Origin of the sequence: Parapedobacter tibetensis (assembly GCF_024704835.1) — a bacterium.
GTDB classification, from domain to species: domain Bacteria; phylum Bacteroidota; class Bacteroidia; order Sphingobacteriales; family Sphingobacteriaceae; genus Parapedobacter; species Parapedobacter tibetensis.
In genome coordinates this window covers 419,715-436,477 of sequence record NZ_JAMXBE010000003.1, presented here as the reverse complement: position 1 = coordinate 436,477, position 16,763 = coordinate 419,715, and the positions used below count along the sequence as shown (strand labels likewise).

Below are 16,763 nucleotides of genomic sequence, written 5' to 3'. Positions count from 1 at the left end.
GGGTTTTCTTCACAAACAGCCAATCAGCGCAAAGCAAGTTTCAGCGCGCCCGGCGAGCAACCTTCGCGGGCTTAACATGAAAACCAAAGAACCCATCGGAAGGGATTCCGGCACAATCATTGTCACAGCTCAACAAACACCTGTCATGAGGATAATTGTTTTCTTTGCCCTTTTTGTATTATTTTCCTCTTTTTCGGCCCCCACCCGCCCCATTATAGATAGGAGGGAGGCAAAATCAGCCTTTGTGTTACTCAACAAAATCAGGCAAAATCCGAAGGCATATCAACGGGAGCTTCGCCTAAATCTTCGTGCATCGATGACCAAAACGCCCTTAAGGTGGAATGCTAACCTTGCCAAAGCGGCCGAGGCGAGGGCAATGGACATGGCCCAACGCAATTATTTCGACCATACGGATCCCGACGGTTATGGCCCCAATTACCACATCCTTCGGGCAGGTTATTCATTGAATCCCGGCTGGCTAAAGCGCAAAAATGCAAACAATTTTGAATCCATAGGTGCCAACCATCCCTCGGCCATCGATGGGATGAAGGCCATGATTATCGGCAAAAACTCCCCCGGCTTGGGTCATCGCAAGCACCTGTTGGGTATGGATGAATGGAACGGCTCATTACAGGATATCGGCATTGGCTATGTCCGCGTCCCTTCGGGCAGCACGTATCAATCGTACCTTTGCATCATTATCGCCAAGCACGATTGGTAAATAGCCACGTATTATCCACCTATTACCCACGTATTATTCACATATAGTCCACCTTTTTAAAGGTATGGAAAAGGCGACCCATACATGACGCTCACCAGCCGCATCCCCAAAACTAGCGCGAATCTTAGCGGGTAATGGCATTGTGGGGTAGCCCGCGACCAAAGCCGAAAGCCAATTGCCGAAAGCTGATCGCTGATACCCAAAAGCTAAAAGCTAATTATTACCTTTGCGCATGATCAAATCGATGACAGGGTATGGCTTTGGTGCCAGAGACAATCAAAAAGTAAAGTATACCGTCGAAATAAAATCCTTAAACTCCAAGTTTTTGGAACTGAGTCTAAGGCTGCCCAAGGCTTTTTCAGACAAAGAATTGGCGCTAAGGAGCGAATGCACAAGGCTCATTGAACGGGGCAAGGTAAGCGTAATGGTTAGCGTGGAATACGTAGATCAAACGGCTACCGCCGCCTCCATCAATACGGAATTGCTCAAGAAGTATTACGAGCAGCTGGAAAGCATTGCCGCAGCAGTAGGCAGCAAGGATAGCAATATCTTTGAGATGGCCCTCAACATGCCAGAGGTTGTCAGCCACACCGAAGATGTAGCCGATGATGAAGAAGCGGCATTGCTATTGGATGCTTTTCAGGATGCTGTAGCTCAGCTCGATTTGTTCAGAAGGGACGAAGGTGAAGTACTCAAGCATGACCTTTCTTCACGCACCAAGGACATCATACGGCTGCTCGGTGAAGTGGAAAAAGTGGAGACAGACCGCATACCGCTCATTCGCGAACGGATAAGCCAATACATGGATGATACCGTTGGTAGGGAAAATGTGGATAAAAACCGGTTTGAACAGGAGCTCATTTTCTATATCGATAAGCTGGACATCACAGAAGAAAAAGTCCGCTTGCGTAGCCACTGCAACTATTTCCTTCAAGCGCTTGAAGGCGCTGATGCCAATGGCAAGAAGCTCGGCTTTATCTCGCAGGAAATGGGTCGCGAAATTAACACGTTGGGCTCCAAGGCTAATCACGCTGGAATCCAACAAGTGGTGGTGCAGATGAAGGAGGAATTGGAAAAGGTCAAGGAGCAGTTATTAAATGTCCTGTAAAACCCATGGAGGGAAAACTCATTATATTCTCAGCACCTTCCGGGGCCGGCAAAACGACTATCGTACGACACTTGCTGTCGAAACATGCGGAGAAGATTTCCTTCTCGATTTCGGCCAGTACACGCACGGCGCGCGGAGGTGAGGTGAACGGAAAGGATTATTATTTTATCTCCAAAGGAGAATTCTTGCACCGGATTGCGAAGAAAGAATTCATCGAATTCGAAGAGGTCTATTCCGGTACATTCTATGGCACACTTCGATCCGAAGTAGATCGGATATGGGCTACTGGAAAACATGTTATCTTTGATATCGATGTGGAAGGCGGCCTGCACCTCAAACGTAAGTTTGCAGATCGGGCATTAGCCGTATTTGTACAGCCCCCATCGCTGGGTGTATTGGAGCAGCGCCTACGCGGCCGGGATACCGATACGGAAGAGAAGCTGCGCGAACGGATTGCGAAGGCGGAAAAGGAACTTGGTTATGCAAATCGGTTTGACGTAATCCTCAACAACGATGATTTGAGCAAGGCTTGTGCGGAAGCTGAAAAATTAATGTTGGATTTCCTATCCGGAGAAAAGAACTGATGATATGCGTACCATTGGATTGTTTTTTGGGTCATTCAACCCAATACATACCGGCCACCTCATCATAGCCAATTACTTGGCAAATCATACCGACCTTGATGAGGTATGGTTAGTGGTTTCACCGCACAATCCCTTGAAAAAAAAAGATGCCCTCATCAATATGTATGATCGGCTTGAAATGGTAAATCTTGCCCTTGAACAAGCCGAGAATATCCGCAGCAGCACCATTGAGTTTTCCATGCCCCACCCGTCATATACCATTGACACCCTCATCCACCTTAGGGAAAAACATCCCGAAAAGGATTTTGTGCTCATCATGGGGTCTGATAACCTTGCTTCGCTCAAAAAGTGGAAAAATTATGAAATCATTTTGCGCGATTACCGCATTTATGTCTATCCGCGGCCAAATTACTCGGCGGCGCCTGAATTGGAAGGCCATCCTTCTGTAACCTTGACCAACACCCCGCTTATGGAATTTTCCTCGACCTTCATCCGCAACGCGGTGAAGAATGGTAAAAATATCCGTTATTTCGTGCCGGATAATGTGCTGGAATTTATCGAAAGCAAGGGTCTTTATAAGTAATTTCTCGCAAAGCACGCAAAGGCGCTTGCTTCCTGACTAATAACTACACCACACTATCTCCCCATCCATCCACCATCTACCGTAAGGATGGTTCCATGTACATAGCTTGATGCCTGGGATGCCAAGAATACGGCAGGGCCTTCGAAGTCTTCGGGTTCGCCCCATCTTCCGGCCGGTATACGCTCCAAAATTGAACGGCTACGATTTGCGTCGGCTCGGAGCGCTTCCGTATTGTCCGTGGAAATATAACCCGGCGCTATGGCATTCACGTTTACCCCCTTGGAAGCCCATTCATTGGCAAAAGCTTTAGTCAACTGGCCTACCGCACCTTTTGATGCCGCATATCCGGGTACGGTGATCCCTCCCTGAAAGGTAAGCAACGATGCCGTAAAGACAATTTTGCCCGACCCCCTTGCTACCATCTCCTTGCCGATTTCACGGGTAAGGATGAATTGCGCATTCTGGTTGATTTCGATTACCTGATCCCAATACTCATCCGAGTGCTCGGCTACGGGTTTGCGCAATATCGTTCCCGCATTGTTGAATAAGATATCAATACGGGGATGCTCGGTCTTTGCCTTTTTGATGAATGCATATAACGATTCGCGATTGCCAAAATCTGCTTGATAAGCGTGGAAACTACGGCCCACGGCCTCCACAGCTTTGGACACATCACTCCCCTGCAATTCAAGCGAAGCGGACACCCCAATGATGTCAGCACCAGCCTCGGCAAGCGCCATGGCAATGGCTTTGCCGATTCCTCTTTTGCAACCCGTAACTAGGGCTACCTTACCTGTCAAATCAAATAAATTTGTGTTCGCCATCTTAATGTTATTATTTTCTTAAATACGATCGTCACTTTATTTCCACGGCTAGCGGTGATGCCTGCCTTTCTTTAAATGCTTTTAGGTAATTGAACCACTCTTCGGCCGTGGTGATTTTGCCGGCCTTGCTCCAAGCGCCTCCATTATAATAGGTAATGGGTGTCCCGTTATCGGCCGTAAACAAGGCAAGGTATTGGGATGGGAGGTCTTCAAAACCATCGAAGGTACCATCATCCAAGGCTACTCCTACACCCGTAATACCATCTTCGCCATGTTCAGGTTCCCAGTAACCCAACAACCCTTGGTCTTCCTCTTTCAGCAATTCGCCCGGTTGTTCCCGGCGTGCAACAGCTAATGCTACGGGAAGCTTGCCATCACCATCGATAGTAAATGTGACTTGCACCGTATTCAGCTGTGATCCTGCATCGATACCGATGAGTTTGCTCACAGATACGGTTTTGTCTTCCACCTGCCATGGCTCATAGTCCAAACGGAACGTACTTCTTAGCGGGCCATTGTCTAGGATTTCATAATTGCGGTAATGCTTTGGATAATGAACCGTGCCATCCGAGTACGGAGCGATGTCGCCTGCGCCAAGCGTCTGGCCGACAGAATAATAGTCCATCCCCTCACCATGGTCCTTATGGTAATCGCCGTGCGCATACCACTTGTCGATGACAAGGTTGGGCGTTCTTTTCGACCATAAATCCAAGCCCTGGGCATCATCGGGCCTTCCCTCTAATGCTTTTCCATACATTCGGAAGGCTACCAAATCATTTTCCCAAGCAAAATCGTCCAATCGTTCGGGCACATAGCGCGCAAAGGTCTTTGCCTCAACCGGTGTCGGGGCGCCGCTTTCCACGATAAGCGATATGGAACCTGAAGCCGGAACCTGAACATGAAGAAGGATGTTTTGGGGTTCGGCATGCCCCTTTGTTTCCAATTGATAGGCGATCTCCGTCCCGCTTTCTTTGTCCGTTATGTTAAACAGGCTATCGGCACCAAAGGCATCTATAAAGTCCGCGTAAGGAATACTCACCAGTTCCTGCCGTGCTTGCTCCACGGGATTGCTGATGACGATTGTTTTGGGTTGTTCTCCAGTTCCGCAGGCTGCCATCCAGCCAACTGCGGAAAGAAATAGAGAAGTTCTGATTAACGCTTTCATAATTTATCGTTTTGGTTAGGCAGCATCATTACTTCATATCAGAAATCGCACAGCCATCCATGTCCCCGTAGTCCATGTTTTCACCAGCCATACCCCATATGAAGGTATAATTGCTCGTGCCGGCCCCTGCGTGGATAGACCACGGTGGAGAGATCACGGCTTGTTCATTTTGCATCCAGATGTGGCGTGTTTCCTGCGGTTGGCCCATAAAATGGCTTACGGACTGCCTTTCGGGAACCTCGAAATAGAAGTAAACTTCCATACGCCGGTCATGTGTGTGCGCCGGCATGGTATTCCATACGCTGCCCGCTTTCAATTCCGTCATGCCCATCTGCAATTGGCAGGTTTCTACCACGCTAGCTACCAATAGTTTGTTGATGATACGATGATTGGCTGTTTCCATACTACCCAATTCCACGATTTCGGCCTCAGCCTTGGTCACCTTTTTGGTCGGATAAGCATGGTGAGCCGGTGCAGAATTAAGGTAAAATTTGGCAGGGTTGGCAGCATCAATGCTTGAAAATACAACCTCCTTGTTGCCCTTGCCCACATATAAAGCTTCCTTGAAGCCCAACTCATAGCTGACGCCATCCACGTCCACCTTGCCCACGCCCCCTACATTGATGATGCCCAGCTCCCGCCTTTCGAGGAAATAGGGTGCCTTCAAGGCATCGATGGTTTCCAATGTCAATGCCTTGCTTACCGGTTTCGCGCCGCCAGCGATATACCGGTCATAGTGGGTGTATACCAACTGGATTTCATCATCGGAAAAAACCGTTTCAATCAAGAAATTGCTACGCAATTCTTCGGTATCCAAACTTTTTGTTTCTCTTGGACCTAATGCGTAACGGGATTCATAATGCACACTCATAATTAATTCTGCTTGTTAATAATAGGACTTCGCCCTAAAGGTAGAAACATTCCCGCAATGATGCAAACGTTTACGCGTTTTGCACAAAAGTACTGAGCTACGTACTCCCTGACGTGCACAAAAAACTACAAACCAAACGTTATCCCCTGCGCAAGGGGTAATTTATCCGAATAATTGATGGTGTTGGTTTGCCTGCGCATGTAGGCTTTCCAGGCATCCGAGCCGGATTCGCGGCCTCCTCCGGTTTCCTTTTCACCACCAAAGGCTCCGCCGATTTCAGCCCCAGAGGTTCCGATATTCACATTGGCAATGCCGCAGTCTGATCCGCTGGCCGAGAGGAAGTGCTCCGCCTCGCGGATATTCAGTGTCATGATGGCCGAAGAAAGCCCTTGGGGCACATTATTTTGTATACGGATAGCCTTATCCAATGTCTCATATTTCATGATGTAAAGGATGGGCGCAAAGGTCTCCGTTTTTACTACCTGGAATTCTGGCATAACCTCAGCGATACAGGGCTGTACATAACAGCCGGAATCATACCCTTCGCCACCAAGCACTTCACCTTCTACGATGAAATGTCCTCCCTCGCTTTTGCATCGAGCGATGGCTTCCATATAATTTGCTACGGCGTCATGGTCTATAAGGGGGCCAACGTGGTTGTTTTCATCCAGCGGGTTGCCTATGCGCAATTGGCTATAGGCATTCACTAGTTGCTCCTTGAAACGCTCATATATAGCTTCATGGACGATGAGACGGCGGGTGCTGGTACAGCGCTGGCCAGCCGTGCCCACGGCACCGAACACGGCAGCAAGCAGGGCGACATCGAGATCGGCATGCTGTGTAATGATAATGGCATTGTTGCCCCCTAATTCCAGGATGCTCTTCCCCAAGCGGGACGCCACGGCAACGGCAACGGATTTACCCATCCGTGTGGAGCCGGTGGCAGATATAAGCGCTACCTGGTGGTCTCCGGCCAACCGTTCGCCCAGCGACCTTCCGCCTTGCACTAAGCAAGAGATTCCTTCGGGCATGCCGTTTTTGGCCAGTACTCCAACAATAATTGCCTGGCATGCCACGGCGGTAATTGGAGTTTTCTCTGAGGGTTTCCATACGCAAACATTGCCACATACCCAAGCAATTGCGGCGTTCCAGCTCCACACAGCTACGGGGAAATTAAATGCCGAAATGATGCCCACCACACCGAGTGGGTGCCACTGTTCGTACATGCGGTGGCCTTGACGTTCGGATTGCATGGTAAGTCCATAGAGTTGTCTGCTCAACCCGGTTGCAAAATCGCATATATCAATCATTTCCTGCACTTCACCCAACCCTTCCTGCAAACTTTTTCCCATCTCATATGACACCAAGGTTCCCAGGTCTTGCTTGTGTTTCCGCAGCTCCTCTCCAAACTGCCTAACAATTTCCCCGCGCTGAGGAGAAGGGGTATCTCGCCATTGCATAAATGCTTTTGTGGCCTGCGCGACAACGTTGGCATAATCTTCTGGTGATACCTGCCCGACAGCCGCAATCAGTTTGCCATCCACTGGAGAGATGCTATCAATGCCTTCTTCTTCATTAGACACTCCGTTGATGATTCCCGTACTCCATGCAAGGTTCTTTGGTTTGATGGATAGTCGTTTGAGAACAGCGGCTATATTTATATCGTTCATCATCATCAATATAGGGTATTTGTTGTCTATATTCTTATGCCCTGGGCAAAAAGCCCTTTACGTTGAGCCATGTGTCCCCACATGACCCGAGTCGTTCAAAGGTACATTTTTCGGTTATTATTGTGTACCTTTGCAGGGTATTTAAATAGACACTGCGGGAAAATGATTAAAAAATTGTACCCGACTATAGATTGGGTTCGCTTCACTTAACCGGATTATCTACATTTACTTTGTTTGTAATAAATTGATTTTCATTGATTTTTAGCTGGTCTTGTTAAATTGTTGAAAACTTGTGTTAACAATATCATCCAACAAACCCTATTTTGTTATCATCAAACAATGGCTGTGATGTCGGGAGTGGAAGCCTAGGTGTTAGTTCTTAAAATTAGGATAGATGGAAGACGATTTCGAATATGGGTCTGCCGAAGATCCCAAGTTTTCGGTAGCACGTTACGAAGAAATGATTCGCAACAAAGATCAGTATTTTTTTGATACACAGGCTTTTGAAGGGATAATTGATTATTATATGGACAAGAATGATCCCATCAAGGCCTTGCAAGTAGTGGATTATGCGGTAAGCCAACACCCTTTTGCTGCCGTTTTTTACGTCAAACAAGCGCAGCTATTTGCCGTGACCAACCAGTTTTCTCGTGCACTCGAGTCTTTAGACAAAGCGGAGACACTGGAACCCTCAGATGGGGACATATACCTCATAAAGGGAGGTATACTGGGTAATTTGGAGCGCTATGACGATGCTTTCCATTACTTCAACAAAGCATTGGATCTTGCAGAAAACCCGGATGAAATTTATTTGCAAATAGCGCTCTTACATCAAAATAAGGGCGATTATGAAAAAGCTATCCAATGCCTCAAATACAGTTTGGAGCAAAACATGGAGAACCAAGACGCTTTATACGAGCTTGCTTTTTGCTATGATGTGCTGGACCGCCAAGAGGAAAGCATCGGTTTCTACAAGCAATATATTGATAACGACCCTTATTCTTATGCCGGTTGGTACAACCTTGGAAATGCCTATCATAAATTGACCCGATATGAAGAGGCAATCGATGCTTATGACTATGCCATCCTGATTAAGGATAATTTTGCTTCAGCTTACTTCAACAAGGGAAATGCGTTGGTCAATATGGAGAAATACGGTGACGCGATCGAGGTTTATAAGCAAACGTTCGAATACGAACCGCCGGGTGCCGAGACTTATTGCGCCATTGGAGAATGCTATGAGAAGCTGGAACAAATGGATGAGGCACGGTCTTATTATAAAAAGGCTGTTAAAATCGATACCAACCTGGCCGATGCATGGTTTGGTATCGGTGTGACCTTAGATTACGAAGAACGGTACTTCGAGTCGCTGCATTTCTACAAAAAGGCGCTCGAACTTGACCGGGAGAATCCGGATTTTTGGTTTGCCATAGCCGATGCCCGTTACAAGTTGAAACAGCTTGATGAAGCCGAATTGGCCTATGAAAAGGTCGTTGAGCTTAATCCGATTGATATTGAAGCATGGCTTGACTTTTCTTCCATATTATATGAACGGAACAAATTGACGCGAGCTATTGAAACGATTGCAGAAGCAATCAAAAACAACCCAGACGCGGCCGAGCTGTATTATCGTATGGTGGCTTATCTTATCGCAGACGGCAAATATAATGAGGCATTGAATTACTTAGAGCTGGGGCTTGCCTCAGACCCGCGAAAACACGCGGTGTTGTTTGAGTATCTGCCACAGTTACGTAGCAATAAAGCAATAGCCGAAGTTATTAAAAATTACATGCCGTAGTGTTGGTTCGGGCATGTTCCACAAACAACCAACGATTATTTACATCATTAAACGCTTTAGCCTTTCATGAATTTTGAGTTAAATAATATTCCCCTGCGTACACAAAAACCCCGGGATAAGGGGTTGACAATGGTCATGGATAAGGGATTGAGTGTACGGCAGGCCGAAGATCTCATGTCTGTGGGCGCCACGTACACTGATTTTGTGAAACTCGGGTGGACTACCGCCTATATCGTCCCCCAGCTGGAGGAGAAGCTGGCGGTGTACCGCGACGCTGGTGTCAAGCCGTATTTGGGGGGCACGCTGTTTGAAGCCTTTGCCGTGCGCAACCAATTTGATGATTTCTTACGTGTTATCGAGAAATACCGCTTAGAGTACGCCGAAATTTCCGATGGCTCCATCACCATACCCCACGAGGAAAAATGCAAATATATCGCCCAACTTGCGCAACACACAACGGTGATTTCTGAGGTCGGATCCAAGGACAATTCCAAAATTATGGCTCCATATAAGTGGATTTCCCTGATGAAAGCCGAGCTGGAAGCCGGCACATGGAAACTTATTGCCGAGTCACGCGAAAGTGGCAACGTGGGGCTCTATAGAGAGTCTGGTGAAGTGAGACAAGGGCTGGTCGATGAGATAATTAATGAAATCCCAAGCGAAAAAATAATTTGGGAAGCACCACTCAAGGCCCAGCAGGTATATTTCATCCACCTCCTTGGCTCCAACGTCAATTTGGGCAACATCAACACCAATGAAATCATTGCATTGGAAACTACACGCTTGGGTTTACGTGGCGACACTTTCCATGATTTTATTTGATAGTTTTGTAGGTGCAACCACCTCAAAATAAGATACGAAATGAAGAAATTTGGCCTAATTGGTTTCCCGCTTACCCATTCTTTTTCAAAGAAATATTACGATGCCAAATTTGAACGAGAGCAAATTGCCGATGTGGGTTATGATTTATATCCTATTCCGGAAATCGAGGTGTTCCCTCGTTTGGTTGCCGAGGAGCACTCCCTAATGGGTGTCAATGTAACCATTCCCTATAAAATTGCCGTGATGAACTACTTGCATCATTTATCGCCAGAAGCTGAAGCCATTGCCGCAGTCAACTGTATCCGCATTGAAAGGAATAGCCATGACCCGGTATTAACCGGGTACAATACGGATGTCTACGGCTTTGCGAAATCACTGAAACCCTTGCTACTGCCGCGGCATCAACGGGCCCTCGTATTGGGCAACGGAGGAGCGGCTAAGGCCGTAACTTATGCACTTGCCAACTTGGGAATCGTTTTTACGCTGGTATCGCGGTCGCCACGGCCAGGACAGTATCATTATGCCCAATTGGATGCCACAGTAATGGCCAACCACTCACTTATTATCAATACCACACCCTTGGGGACATATCCGGCTGTGGCAGATTGTCCCGATATCCCTTATGAACTCATCGGAGATAAGCACCTGTTATACGACCTGGTCTACAACCCTGTGGAAACCGAGTTTCTTAAAAGGGGAAGGACAAAGGGGGCTATCGTAAAAAATGGGCTCGAAATGCTGGAATTACAGGCCGAAAGGAATTGGGAGATTTGGACCGTTAAGTAGTAGGAAGCAATATGAATAAGCGAGTTGTTTGATGGATAATCGCATGACCTACTTAGTTTTTTGGGGACTGGTTGTTTTCACAATTTGCAGCTGCCAATATGATTATTCTCCCAAACCAAGGGGTTATTTTCGCATAGCTTTTCCCGAAAAGGCTTACCATACTTTTTCGTCCACGTGCCCTTATGAATTTGACATCCCTGTTTATGCAGAGATGGGGTCTGACCGTTCGCCGGATGCACAACCTTGTTGGATGGACATCAAATTCCCACAGTTCAATGCCCAGATTCACTTGACTTATATGACCATTCGTGACCTGGAAAATTTCAACGAATTGGTGGAAGATGCGCGTACATTGGCCTTCAACCATACGGTCAGGGCTACCGCGATAGACCAGCAGCGCATCAATCGTTCCGAGGCCCGTGTACATGGGTTAAAATATGAAATCAAAGGGAACGCAGCATCAAGCATCCAGTTTTTTGTAACCGATAGTACCAAGCATTACCTACGGGGAGCCTTATATTTCCACGAAAAGCCGCGGCTCGATTCCATTCAACCGGTACTTGATTTCATAAAGGCCGATATCGATACGCTCATCCACTCCTTGCGATGGAAATGAGGTGCTTTTCACGCAAAAGACTGAACGTGGATGACACAGATTGGACGGATGGCCACTGATTCTCCATTTGTTACCTGCATAAATCCGCCGTATCCACGTCATCTGCGTTCCATCAAAATACCTACCTTTGCACTATGATCCATATCAAGTCTTTTGTTTGCAACCCTTATCAAGAAAACACTTATCTCTTGTATGATGATACGGGTGCTACGGCAATCATCGACCCAGGGATGTATGGGGAGCGCGAAGAAAAAGAGGTGAAAGGATTCATCGATGCTGAAGGGCTTTCCCCTGAGCTGCTGCTCAATACACACTGCCATGTAGACCATGTGCTCGGAAACAGCTATATATTCGAGGAATACGGCTTAATGCCACAATTCCACGAGGGCGAGCTCCCGTTGCTTATAGAAGTGCAAAACTACGCCCCACAAATGGGAATCCGTTATGAAGTGTCTCCCATTGCCGAGTTTTTTCTGCCCGCTATAGGCTCGGTGGCTTTTGGCCAAAACAAGCTGACTCTAATCTTTGCACCGGGGCATTCCCCAGCCCACCTGTGTTTCTATAGCCCAGAAAACGGCTTTCTAATTGGGGGCGATGTGCTTTTCAGGAATAGTATCGGTCGCACGGATTTGCCCGGCGGCAACCACCAACAATTGTTGGATAGCATTGCCCGGTCGCTCTACATGTTACCCGACGATACCGTTGTATATCCTGGCCATGGGCCGGAGACCACCATTGGGTACGAGAAAAGAACGAATCCATTTATAAGGGGATAATATATGAACATCGCACTGTACTTTGCAAAGCGTTATCTTTTCTCCAAAAAAACCATCAATGCCGTTAATATCATTTCAGGCATCAGTGTGGTGGGCGTATTGGTGAGTAGTGCGTCCTTGATCGTCATCTTGTCTTTCTACAATGGGCTTGAGCACCTCATCCTCTCCATGTATAACGCTTTCGCTCCAGAACTTCGCATCGAGCCCAAGCAGGGGAAGAGTTTTATGGTCGATTCAGCACTTTTTGGAGCCGTCAAGCAAAATCCGCGTGTGCAAGGATATAATGAAGTGTTACAGGAGCGGGTATTACTCCGCTATGGCGAGGGGCAATACATTGCCACACTCAAGGGTATAAGGCCCGATTTCGCCCAAGGGCCGTCTACGGATTCATTGCTCCATGATGGCCATTTCGTGCTGAGGCAGGACGGCGAAGACTATGCGGTATTGGGTGCGCGGGTACAGGGAACACTCGGTATTTCTTTAGCGGACGAGTTGCGCCGAATCGAGGTGTTTTCTCCGCGAAAAGGAATCAAAAGCAGCATAAACCCGGCCGAGGAATTCATTATGCGCACCATACGCCCTGCCGGTGTGCTGGCATATCAACAGGAATTTGATGATTTACTGATCGTGCCAATGGAATTTGCCCGGGAGGTGCTCGGCGAATTTGAGCAGGTATCCGCCATTGAAATTAATCTGTTGGAGGGCAGCAACGTGACGGCCATACAGCACGAATTGTCGTCGCTCTTGGGAGAAGCTTATGTAGTGAAAAACCGAGAGCAACAAAACCCGACCTTGTATAAGATTATCCGCACGGAAAAATGGGCGGTGTTCTTTATCACCGCTTTTACAGGTATCATCGCCATCTTCAACATCGTGGGGTCGCTTACCATGTTGGTCATCGATAAGAAGAAGGATATATCCGTATTGATGGGGTTGGGAGCAAGCAATGGCCTTATACGCCGTATTTTCTTTTATGAAGGCCTACTCATTTCGTTGATTGGATGCCTGGTTGGCCTTTTATTGGGCCTGCTCTTCTGTATATCCCAACAGTATTTTGGTTGGATCCATTTAGGCGAAGGAGAAAACATGGTCACAGATGTATATCCAGTAGACATCCGGGCAGGTGACTTTCTGCTCGTTTTCTTGACTGTTTTTATTATTTCCGCTATTATTTCTTCCATATCGTCCAGATTGAGTATCAAGCAAACAGTAAGGCTATCATAGGGAATGAGATCAAGCGGATTGAATAAGTTAAAACGATTCGCCGACAGTTAAATATTAGTTGTTTCTGTTCCGGCTCTTGTTTCCTTCGGTGATTTGGCGAATGAGATTGCCCCAAGCGAAGGGGCTCAATAGGGGGTTAGCCATCCGTTGGTTCACTGCTTTATTCGTCAGCCCGATATGGTTTTGCATCGCATTGAAGCTTTGAATTTCCTCCGCGCTTCGCGGAGTCACGCGTGATAAAGCTGCCAACGATTCCGGTGAAAGGTTTTTCTTGGCTACAATAATGTCGTCGTCTGCTATTTCGAGTGACATAAATGCCATATTGAACTCATCGATACTCGCCCAAGGATAAGGTGTAACCATGGGTAATTCCTTGATTTCGGCAGTCAATTTAATCATGGCGGTGTATTTGTCGTCCTGAACCTTTGGAATAATGATACGGGTAGGCAGGTAACCAACCGAAGAGAAACTGATTGTGTCTCCTTCATGCACCACAAAAGAAAAATATCCTTGGTGGTTTGCTGTAAATGTTTGGTCATTGAAAGATCGGTTTTTCACCGTCACATAGGGTACGACTACGTTGGTATCGGCGTTGTGGATGACACCACTAAACTGCACAAGCTTCTGCTGCTGTGCCATAGACGGCATCGCCACCCCCATGGCAAACAAAACAACCAATATATAACGGATCATCCTGATATTCATATGCAAATAACTTGCCTTTTAATGGCCATATGGAATACCCACGGTGTCCATCTGCGTTTAATTGTACCTGGATATTTCATACAACAAAACTACATATTCGGAAGCCGACTGCCCGTTAAATAATGTTAAATTCCCAAAAAACCTATCCGTTTATCCTTGGGGAAGGCATGGTGGCCTCGGAGTCATTCATATCTGTAATATTAGTGGCCTCAACGGCGGTAATTTCCGGTACAGCCTTTTTGATGGCCTGTTCCAAACCAGCCTTAAATGTCATGATACTCATGGCACAGGAAGCACAGGAACCCAAAAGCTTCAGTTTCACCACATTATCTGCCGTAATCTCTTCTATGCTCACATTCCCCCCGTCCGTTTCAAGATATGGCCTAATGGAATCCAAAGCTTGTTCTACTCTTTCCTGTAAATTCATTTGAATATAATTTGTCTTATGAAAGGCAACTATGAATATTCATACCCTTTCACTGATTATCCAAGTTGTAAAGATACGGATTTTTATTAAATTATTAGTAACTCGCTTTATAGGGCAGGGCAATGTTTGCTGTCACGTCGGTCAAAAACTGGGTGACCCCAAAACCCTCCTTTCCCGACAAAAAGCCAACGGCTGCTTCGATGGCAATCAATTTTCCCCCAGCAGTTATCCAGGCGTCCAGTTTATGGGTTGCGGCATCTCCCAATCCATTGTAATTGCCAGACGGCAAAATAATCGTGTTATATTTATTGAAGTCTGCCGAGGAAAGTTGCTGTGCGTCCAAAACGGAAAGTGGGCAACCCAGTTCCCGTTCGAAGAAATGCCAAAGCTCACCAAAATTGAGCGAGGAAGCTCCGGGGCCACCGACCAATGTTCGCTCGTGGTCGCCACATGTTCGAAATAAGCCACCACCTTATGGTGGGGAATAAATCGTGAACCCAATTCATAGCCAAGGAATTCCCGTGGGGATTGGGTTTGTGCGACGGCGGGGATCCAATAGATGAAAAAAAACAAGGCAGTAAAAAGCCCGTGGCCAGCCAATCGAGGTCGTGTTAGTGTCATGTTGTATAAAAAACAATACTTGTTTCTGAAACAGAAAGAACCAAATAAACCGATGAGAAGGGTGCTGTAACTAAAAAATTATGCAATAAGACTTCCTAATAATCTGTTAAACTCTGTTAAACCGCTTGGCTAATCGGCGCAATCAGCTTATCTTGGCTCATAAAAATTTAATTGACAGGTGTTTTAAATTAACTTATCTTTGCAGAATGTTTATAAATAGGCGAATAGTGGCATGGGGTGCCGGAATATTTTTGGTGGTGATGGTAGTGGGGTGCAAAAGCAAATTCGAGAAATTGCGTGCCAGCAACAATATCGCACAAAAATACCAAGAAGCCATCAAATATTATAACAATAAAAAATTCAGCAAAGCAGTCATCCTGTTTGATGAGCTGATGGTGAAATACCGCGGACAGGCCGAGGCAGAGGATTTATATTATTATACCGCTTACACAAACTACCGCCTGCGCGATTTCACCTCCGCAAGGTATCATTTTAAGCAATTTACGGATACTTATCCAAACAGCGCACGCACGGAGGAATGCCGGTTTATGGGGGCTTATTGCTATTATCTTGAATCACCCAAGTCCGAACTTGACCAAGAATACACCTACCGTGCAATAGAGGCCCTGCAACTGTTTATCAACCTCTACCCATCAAGCGAGCGGGCTGAAGAAGCGTCGGAGCTCATCCAACAGCTACGCGACAAATTAGAGGCCAAAGCGTTTGCTAATGCCCGACTCTATTTGGACATGGGCCTCCAAGACGATTATAGAGCTGCTGTGATTGCCTTTGACAATGTGTTGCGTGATTTTCCCGACACCAAGTATGCTGAGGAAATGGAGTTCCTGAGTATAAAGGCACAATACCTTTATGCCGAACAAAGTTCCCCCAGAAGGCAGGAAGAGCGTTTCGGTGAGGTTGTGGATTTATATGAAGGTTTTGTGTCTGCGCATCCCGAAAGCAAATTCCGAAAAGATGCGGAACAACTTAAGCAAGGTGCCGAAAAAGGGGCAGAGCAAGCCAAGAAACGCATGGCCCAATATGCTGCTGCATCGACGGCCCAAAACACAGAAGAAACAGAAACCACTGTACAGAATTAATACTGCAAAAGATATGAGTACCCAAGTAACCAAATCAATCATCCCCAGTTCAACAGTAACACGAGACTTGAGGGATCTGGACAAAAAAACGGATAATATCTATGAGTCCCTCGTGGTCATCAGTAAGCGGGCCAACCAAATTGCCGTAGATCTGAAAGAAGAACTGAATGGCAAATTGGCTGAGTTTGCAACCACGAATGACAATTTAGAGGAAGTTTTCGAAAATCGTGAACAAATCGAAATCTCCAAGCACTACGAGCGTCTACCCAAACCTACCTTGGTAGCCATGGATGATTTTCTGAATGACAAGGTGTATTTCAGAAACCCGTCAAAAGAAAAGGAAGAGGAATAACCCTCTTTTA

Annotated in this window: 19 protein-coding genes; 12 read left to right on the top strand and 7 right to left on the bottom strand. The window is 46.7% G+C overall.

The genetic code is table 11. The annotated features are described in order from the left end of the window. Positions 1-76: 76 nt before the first annotated feature. The 4 genes from NF543_RS06970 to nadD all read left to right on the top strand — a co-directional run bounded on the left by NF543_RS06970 (position 77) and on the right by nadD (position 2,996). Positions 77-721: a CAP domain-containing protein gene (locus NF543_RS06970; protein ID WP_257667393.1), complete on the top strand. Its 645-nt coding sequence runs from the start codon at positions 77-79 to the stop codon at positions 719-721. 232 nt (positions 722-953) lie between these two features. Beyond that, complete coding sequence (locus NF543_RS06965) at positions 954-1,829, top strand: YicC/YloC family endoribonuclease (RefSeq protein WP_257667392.1); 876 nt, start codon at positions 954-956, stop codon at positions 1,827-1,829. Positions 1,830-1,834: 5 nt separating this feature from the next. Then, a complete protein-coding gene (gene gmk / locus NF543_RS06960) occupies positions 1,835-2,413 on the top strand; it encodes a guanylate kinase (RefSeq protein WP_257667391.1) in 579 nt (192 codons plus the stop codon). Between the two features lie 4 nt (positions 2,414-2,417). After that, positions 2,418-2,996, top strand: coding sequence for a nicotinate (nicotinamide) nucleotide adenylyltransferase (nadD, locus tag NF543_RS06955; RefSeq protein ID WP_257667390.1), 579 nt, complete (start codon positions 2,418-2,420; stop codon positions 2,994-2,996). A 53-nt stretch (positions 2,997-3,049) separates the two neighbouring features. Here the strand turns inward: nadD and NF543_RS06950 are convergent, their stop codons facing one another. From NF543_RS06950 to amaB, 4 genes are all read right to left on the bottom strand, one after another. Continuing rightward, on the bottom strand, positions 3,050-3,820 hold the full coding sequence (locus NF543_RS06950; RefSeq protein WP_257667389.1) for an SDR family oxidoreductase: 771 nt from the start codon (positions 3,818-3,820) through the stop codon (positions 3,050-3,052). Positions 3,821-3,851: 31 nt separating this feature from the next. After that, a complete protein-coding gene (locus NF543_RS06945) occupies positions 3,852-4,985 on the bottom strand; it encodes a BT3233 family polysaccharide utilization protein (protein WP_257667388.1) in 1,134 nt (377 codons plus the stop codon). A 28-nt stretch (positions 4,986-5,013) separates the two neighbouring features. Continuing rightward, positions 5,014-5,856: a 5-dehydro-4-deoxy-D-glucuronate isomerase gene (kduI, locus tag NF543_RS06940; RefSeq protein WP_257667387.1), complete on the bottom strand. Its 843-nt coding sequence runs from the start codon at positions 5,854-5,856 to the stop codon at positions 5,014-5,016. Positions 5,857-5,981: 125 nt separating this feature from the next. Then, on the bottom strand, positions 5,982-7,526 hold the full coding sequence (gene amaB, locus NF543_RS06935; RefSeq protein WP_257667464.1) for an L-piperidine-6-carboxylate dehydrogenase: 1,545 nt from the start codon (positions 7,524-7,526) through the stop codon (positions 5,982-5,984). Between the two features lie 394 nt (positions 7,527-7,920). Here amaB and NF543_RS06930 point away from each other — a divergent pair, with 394 nt between their 5' ends. The 6 genes from NF543_RS06930 (at position 7,921) to NF543_RS06905 (ending at position 13,548) form a co-directional block, all read left to right on the top strand. Further along, positions 7,921-9,324 (top strand): tetratricopeptide repeat protein, encoded by a 1,404-nt coding sequence (locus NF543_RS06930; RefSeq protein WP_257667386.1) that lies wholly within the window; start codon positions 7,921-7,923, stop codon positions 9,322-9,324. Between the two features lie 66 nt (positions 9,325-9,390). Further along, positions 9,391-10,146 carry a phosphosulfolactate synthase gene (locus NF543_RS06925; protein WP_257667385.1) on the top strand — a complete coding sequence of 252 codons (756 nt, stop codon included), beginning with the start codon at positions 9,391-9,393 and terminating at the stop codon, positions 10,144-10,146. A 39-nt stretch (positions 10,147-10,185) separates the two neighbouring features. Further along, entirely contained in the window at positions 10,186-10,932 is a 747-nt protein-coding gene (locus NF543_RS06920; protein ID WP_257667384.1) for a shikimate dehydrogenase family protein, read from the top strand. A 31-nt stretch (positions 10,933-10,963) separates the two neighbouring features. Continuing rightward, positions 10,964-11,548 (top strand): gliding motility lipoprotein GldD, encoded by a 585-nt coding sequence (gldD, locus tag NF543_RS06915; protein ID WP_257667383.1) that lies wholly within the window; start codon positions 10,964-10,966, stop codon positions 11,546-11,548. 134 nt (positions 11,549-11,682) lie between these two features. Continuing rightward, positions 11,683-12,324 carry an MBL fold metallo-hydrolase gene (locus NF543_RS06910; RefSeq protein ID WP_257667382.1) on the top strand — a complete coding sequence of 214 codons (642 nt, stop codon included), beginning with the start codon at positions 11,683-11,685 and terminating at the stop codon, positions 12,322-12,324. A gap of 3 nt (positions 12,325-12,327) precedes the next feature. Beyond that, positions 12,328-13,548, top strand: a complete 1,221-nt coding sequence (locus NF543_RS06905) for an FtsX-like permease family protein (protein ID WP_257667381.1) — start codon at positions 12,328-12,330, stop codon at positions 13,546-13,548. A 54-nt stretch (positions 13,549-13,602) separates the two neighbouring features. Here the strand turns inward: NF543_RS06905 and NF543_RS06900 are convergent, their stop codons facing one another. The 3 genes from NF543_RS06900 to NF543_RS06890 form a co-directional block, all read right to left on the bottom strand. Next, positions 13,603-14,253 (bottom strand): hypothetical protein, encoded by a 651-nt coding sequence (locus tag NF543_RS06900; protein WP_257667380.1) that lies wholly within the window; start codon positions 14,251-14,253, stop codon positions 13,603-13,605. Positions 14,254-14,395: 142 nt separating this feature from the next. Next, entirely contained in the window at positions 14,396-14,680 is a 285-nt protein-coding gene (locus NF543_RS06895) for a NifU family protein (RefSeq protein WP_257667379.1), read from the bottom strand. A gap of 94 nt (positions 14,681-14,774) precedes the next feature. Continuing rightward, a complete protein-coding gene (locus NF543_RS06890) occupies positions 14,775-15,110 on the bottom strand; it encodes a type 1 glutamine amidotransferase family protein (protein WP_257667378.1) in 336 nt (111 codons plus the stop codon). Positions 15,111-15,507: 397 nt separating this feature from the next. Here NF543_RS06890 and NF543_RS06885 point away from each other — a divergent pair, with 397 nt between their 5' ends. Together NF543_RS06885 and NF543_RS06880 are read left to right on the top strand one after the other, a co-directional pair. Then, entirely contained in the window at positions 15,508-16,401 is an 894-nt protein-coding gene (locus NF543_RS06885) for an outer membrane protein assembly factor BamD (RefSeq protein WP_257667377.1), read from the top strand. Between the two features lie 13 nt (positions 16,402-16,414). Further along, on the top strand, positions 16,415-16,753 hold the full coding sequence (locus tag NF543_RS06880; RefSeq protein ID WP_257667376.1) for a DNA-directed RNA polymerase subunit omega: 339 nt from the start codon (positions 16,415-16,417) through the stop codon (positions 16,751-16,753). The last annotated feature ends 10 nt before the right edge of the window (positions 16,754-16,763 follow it).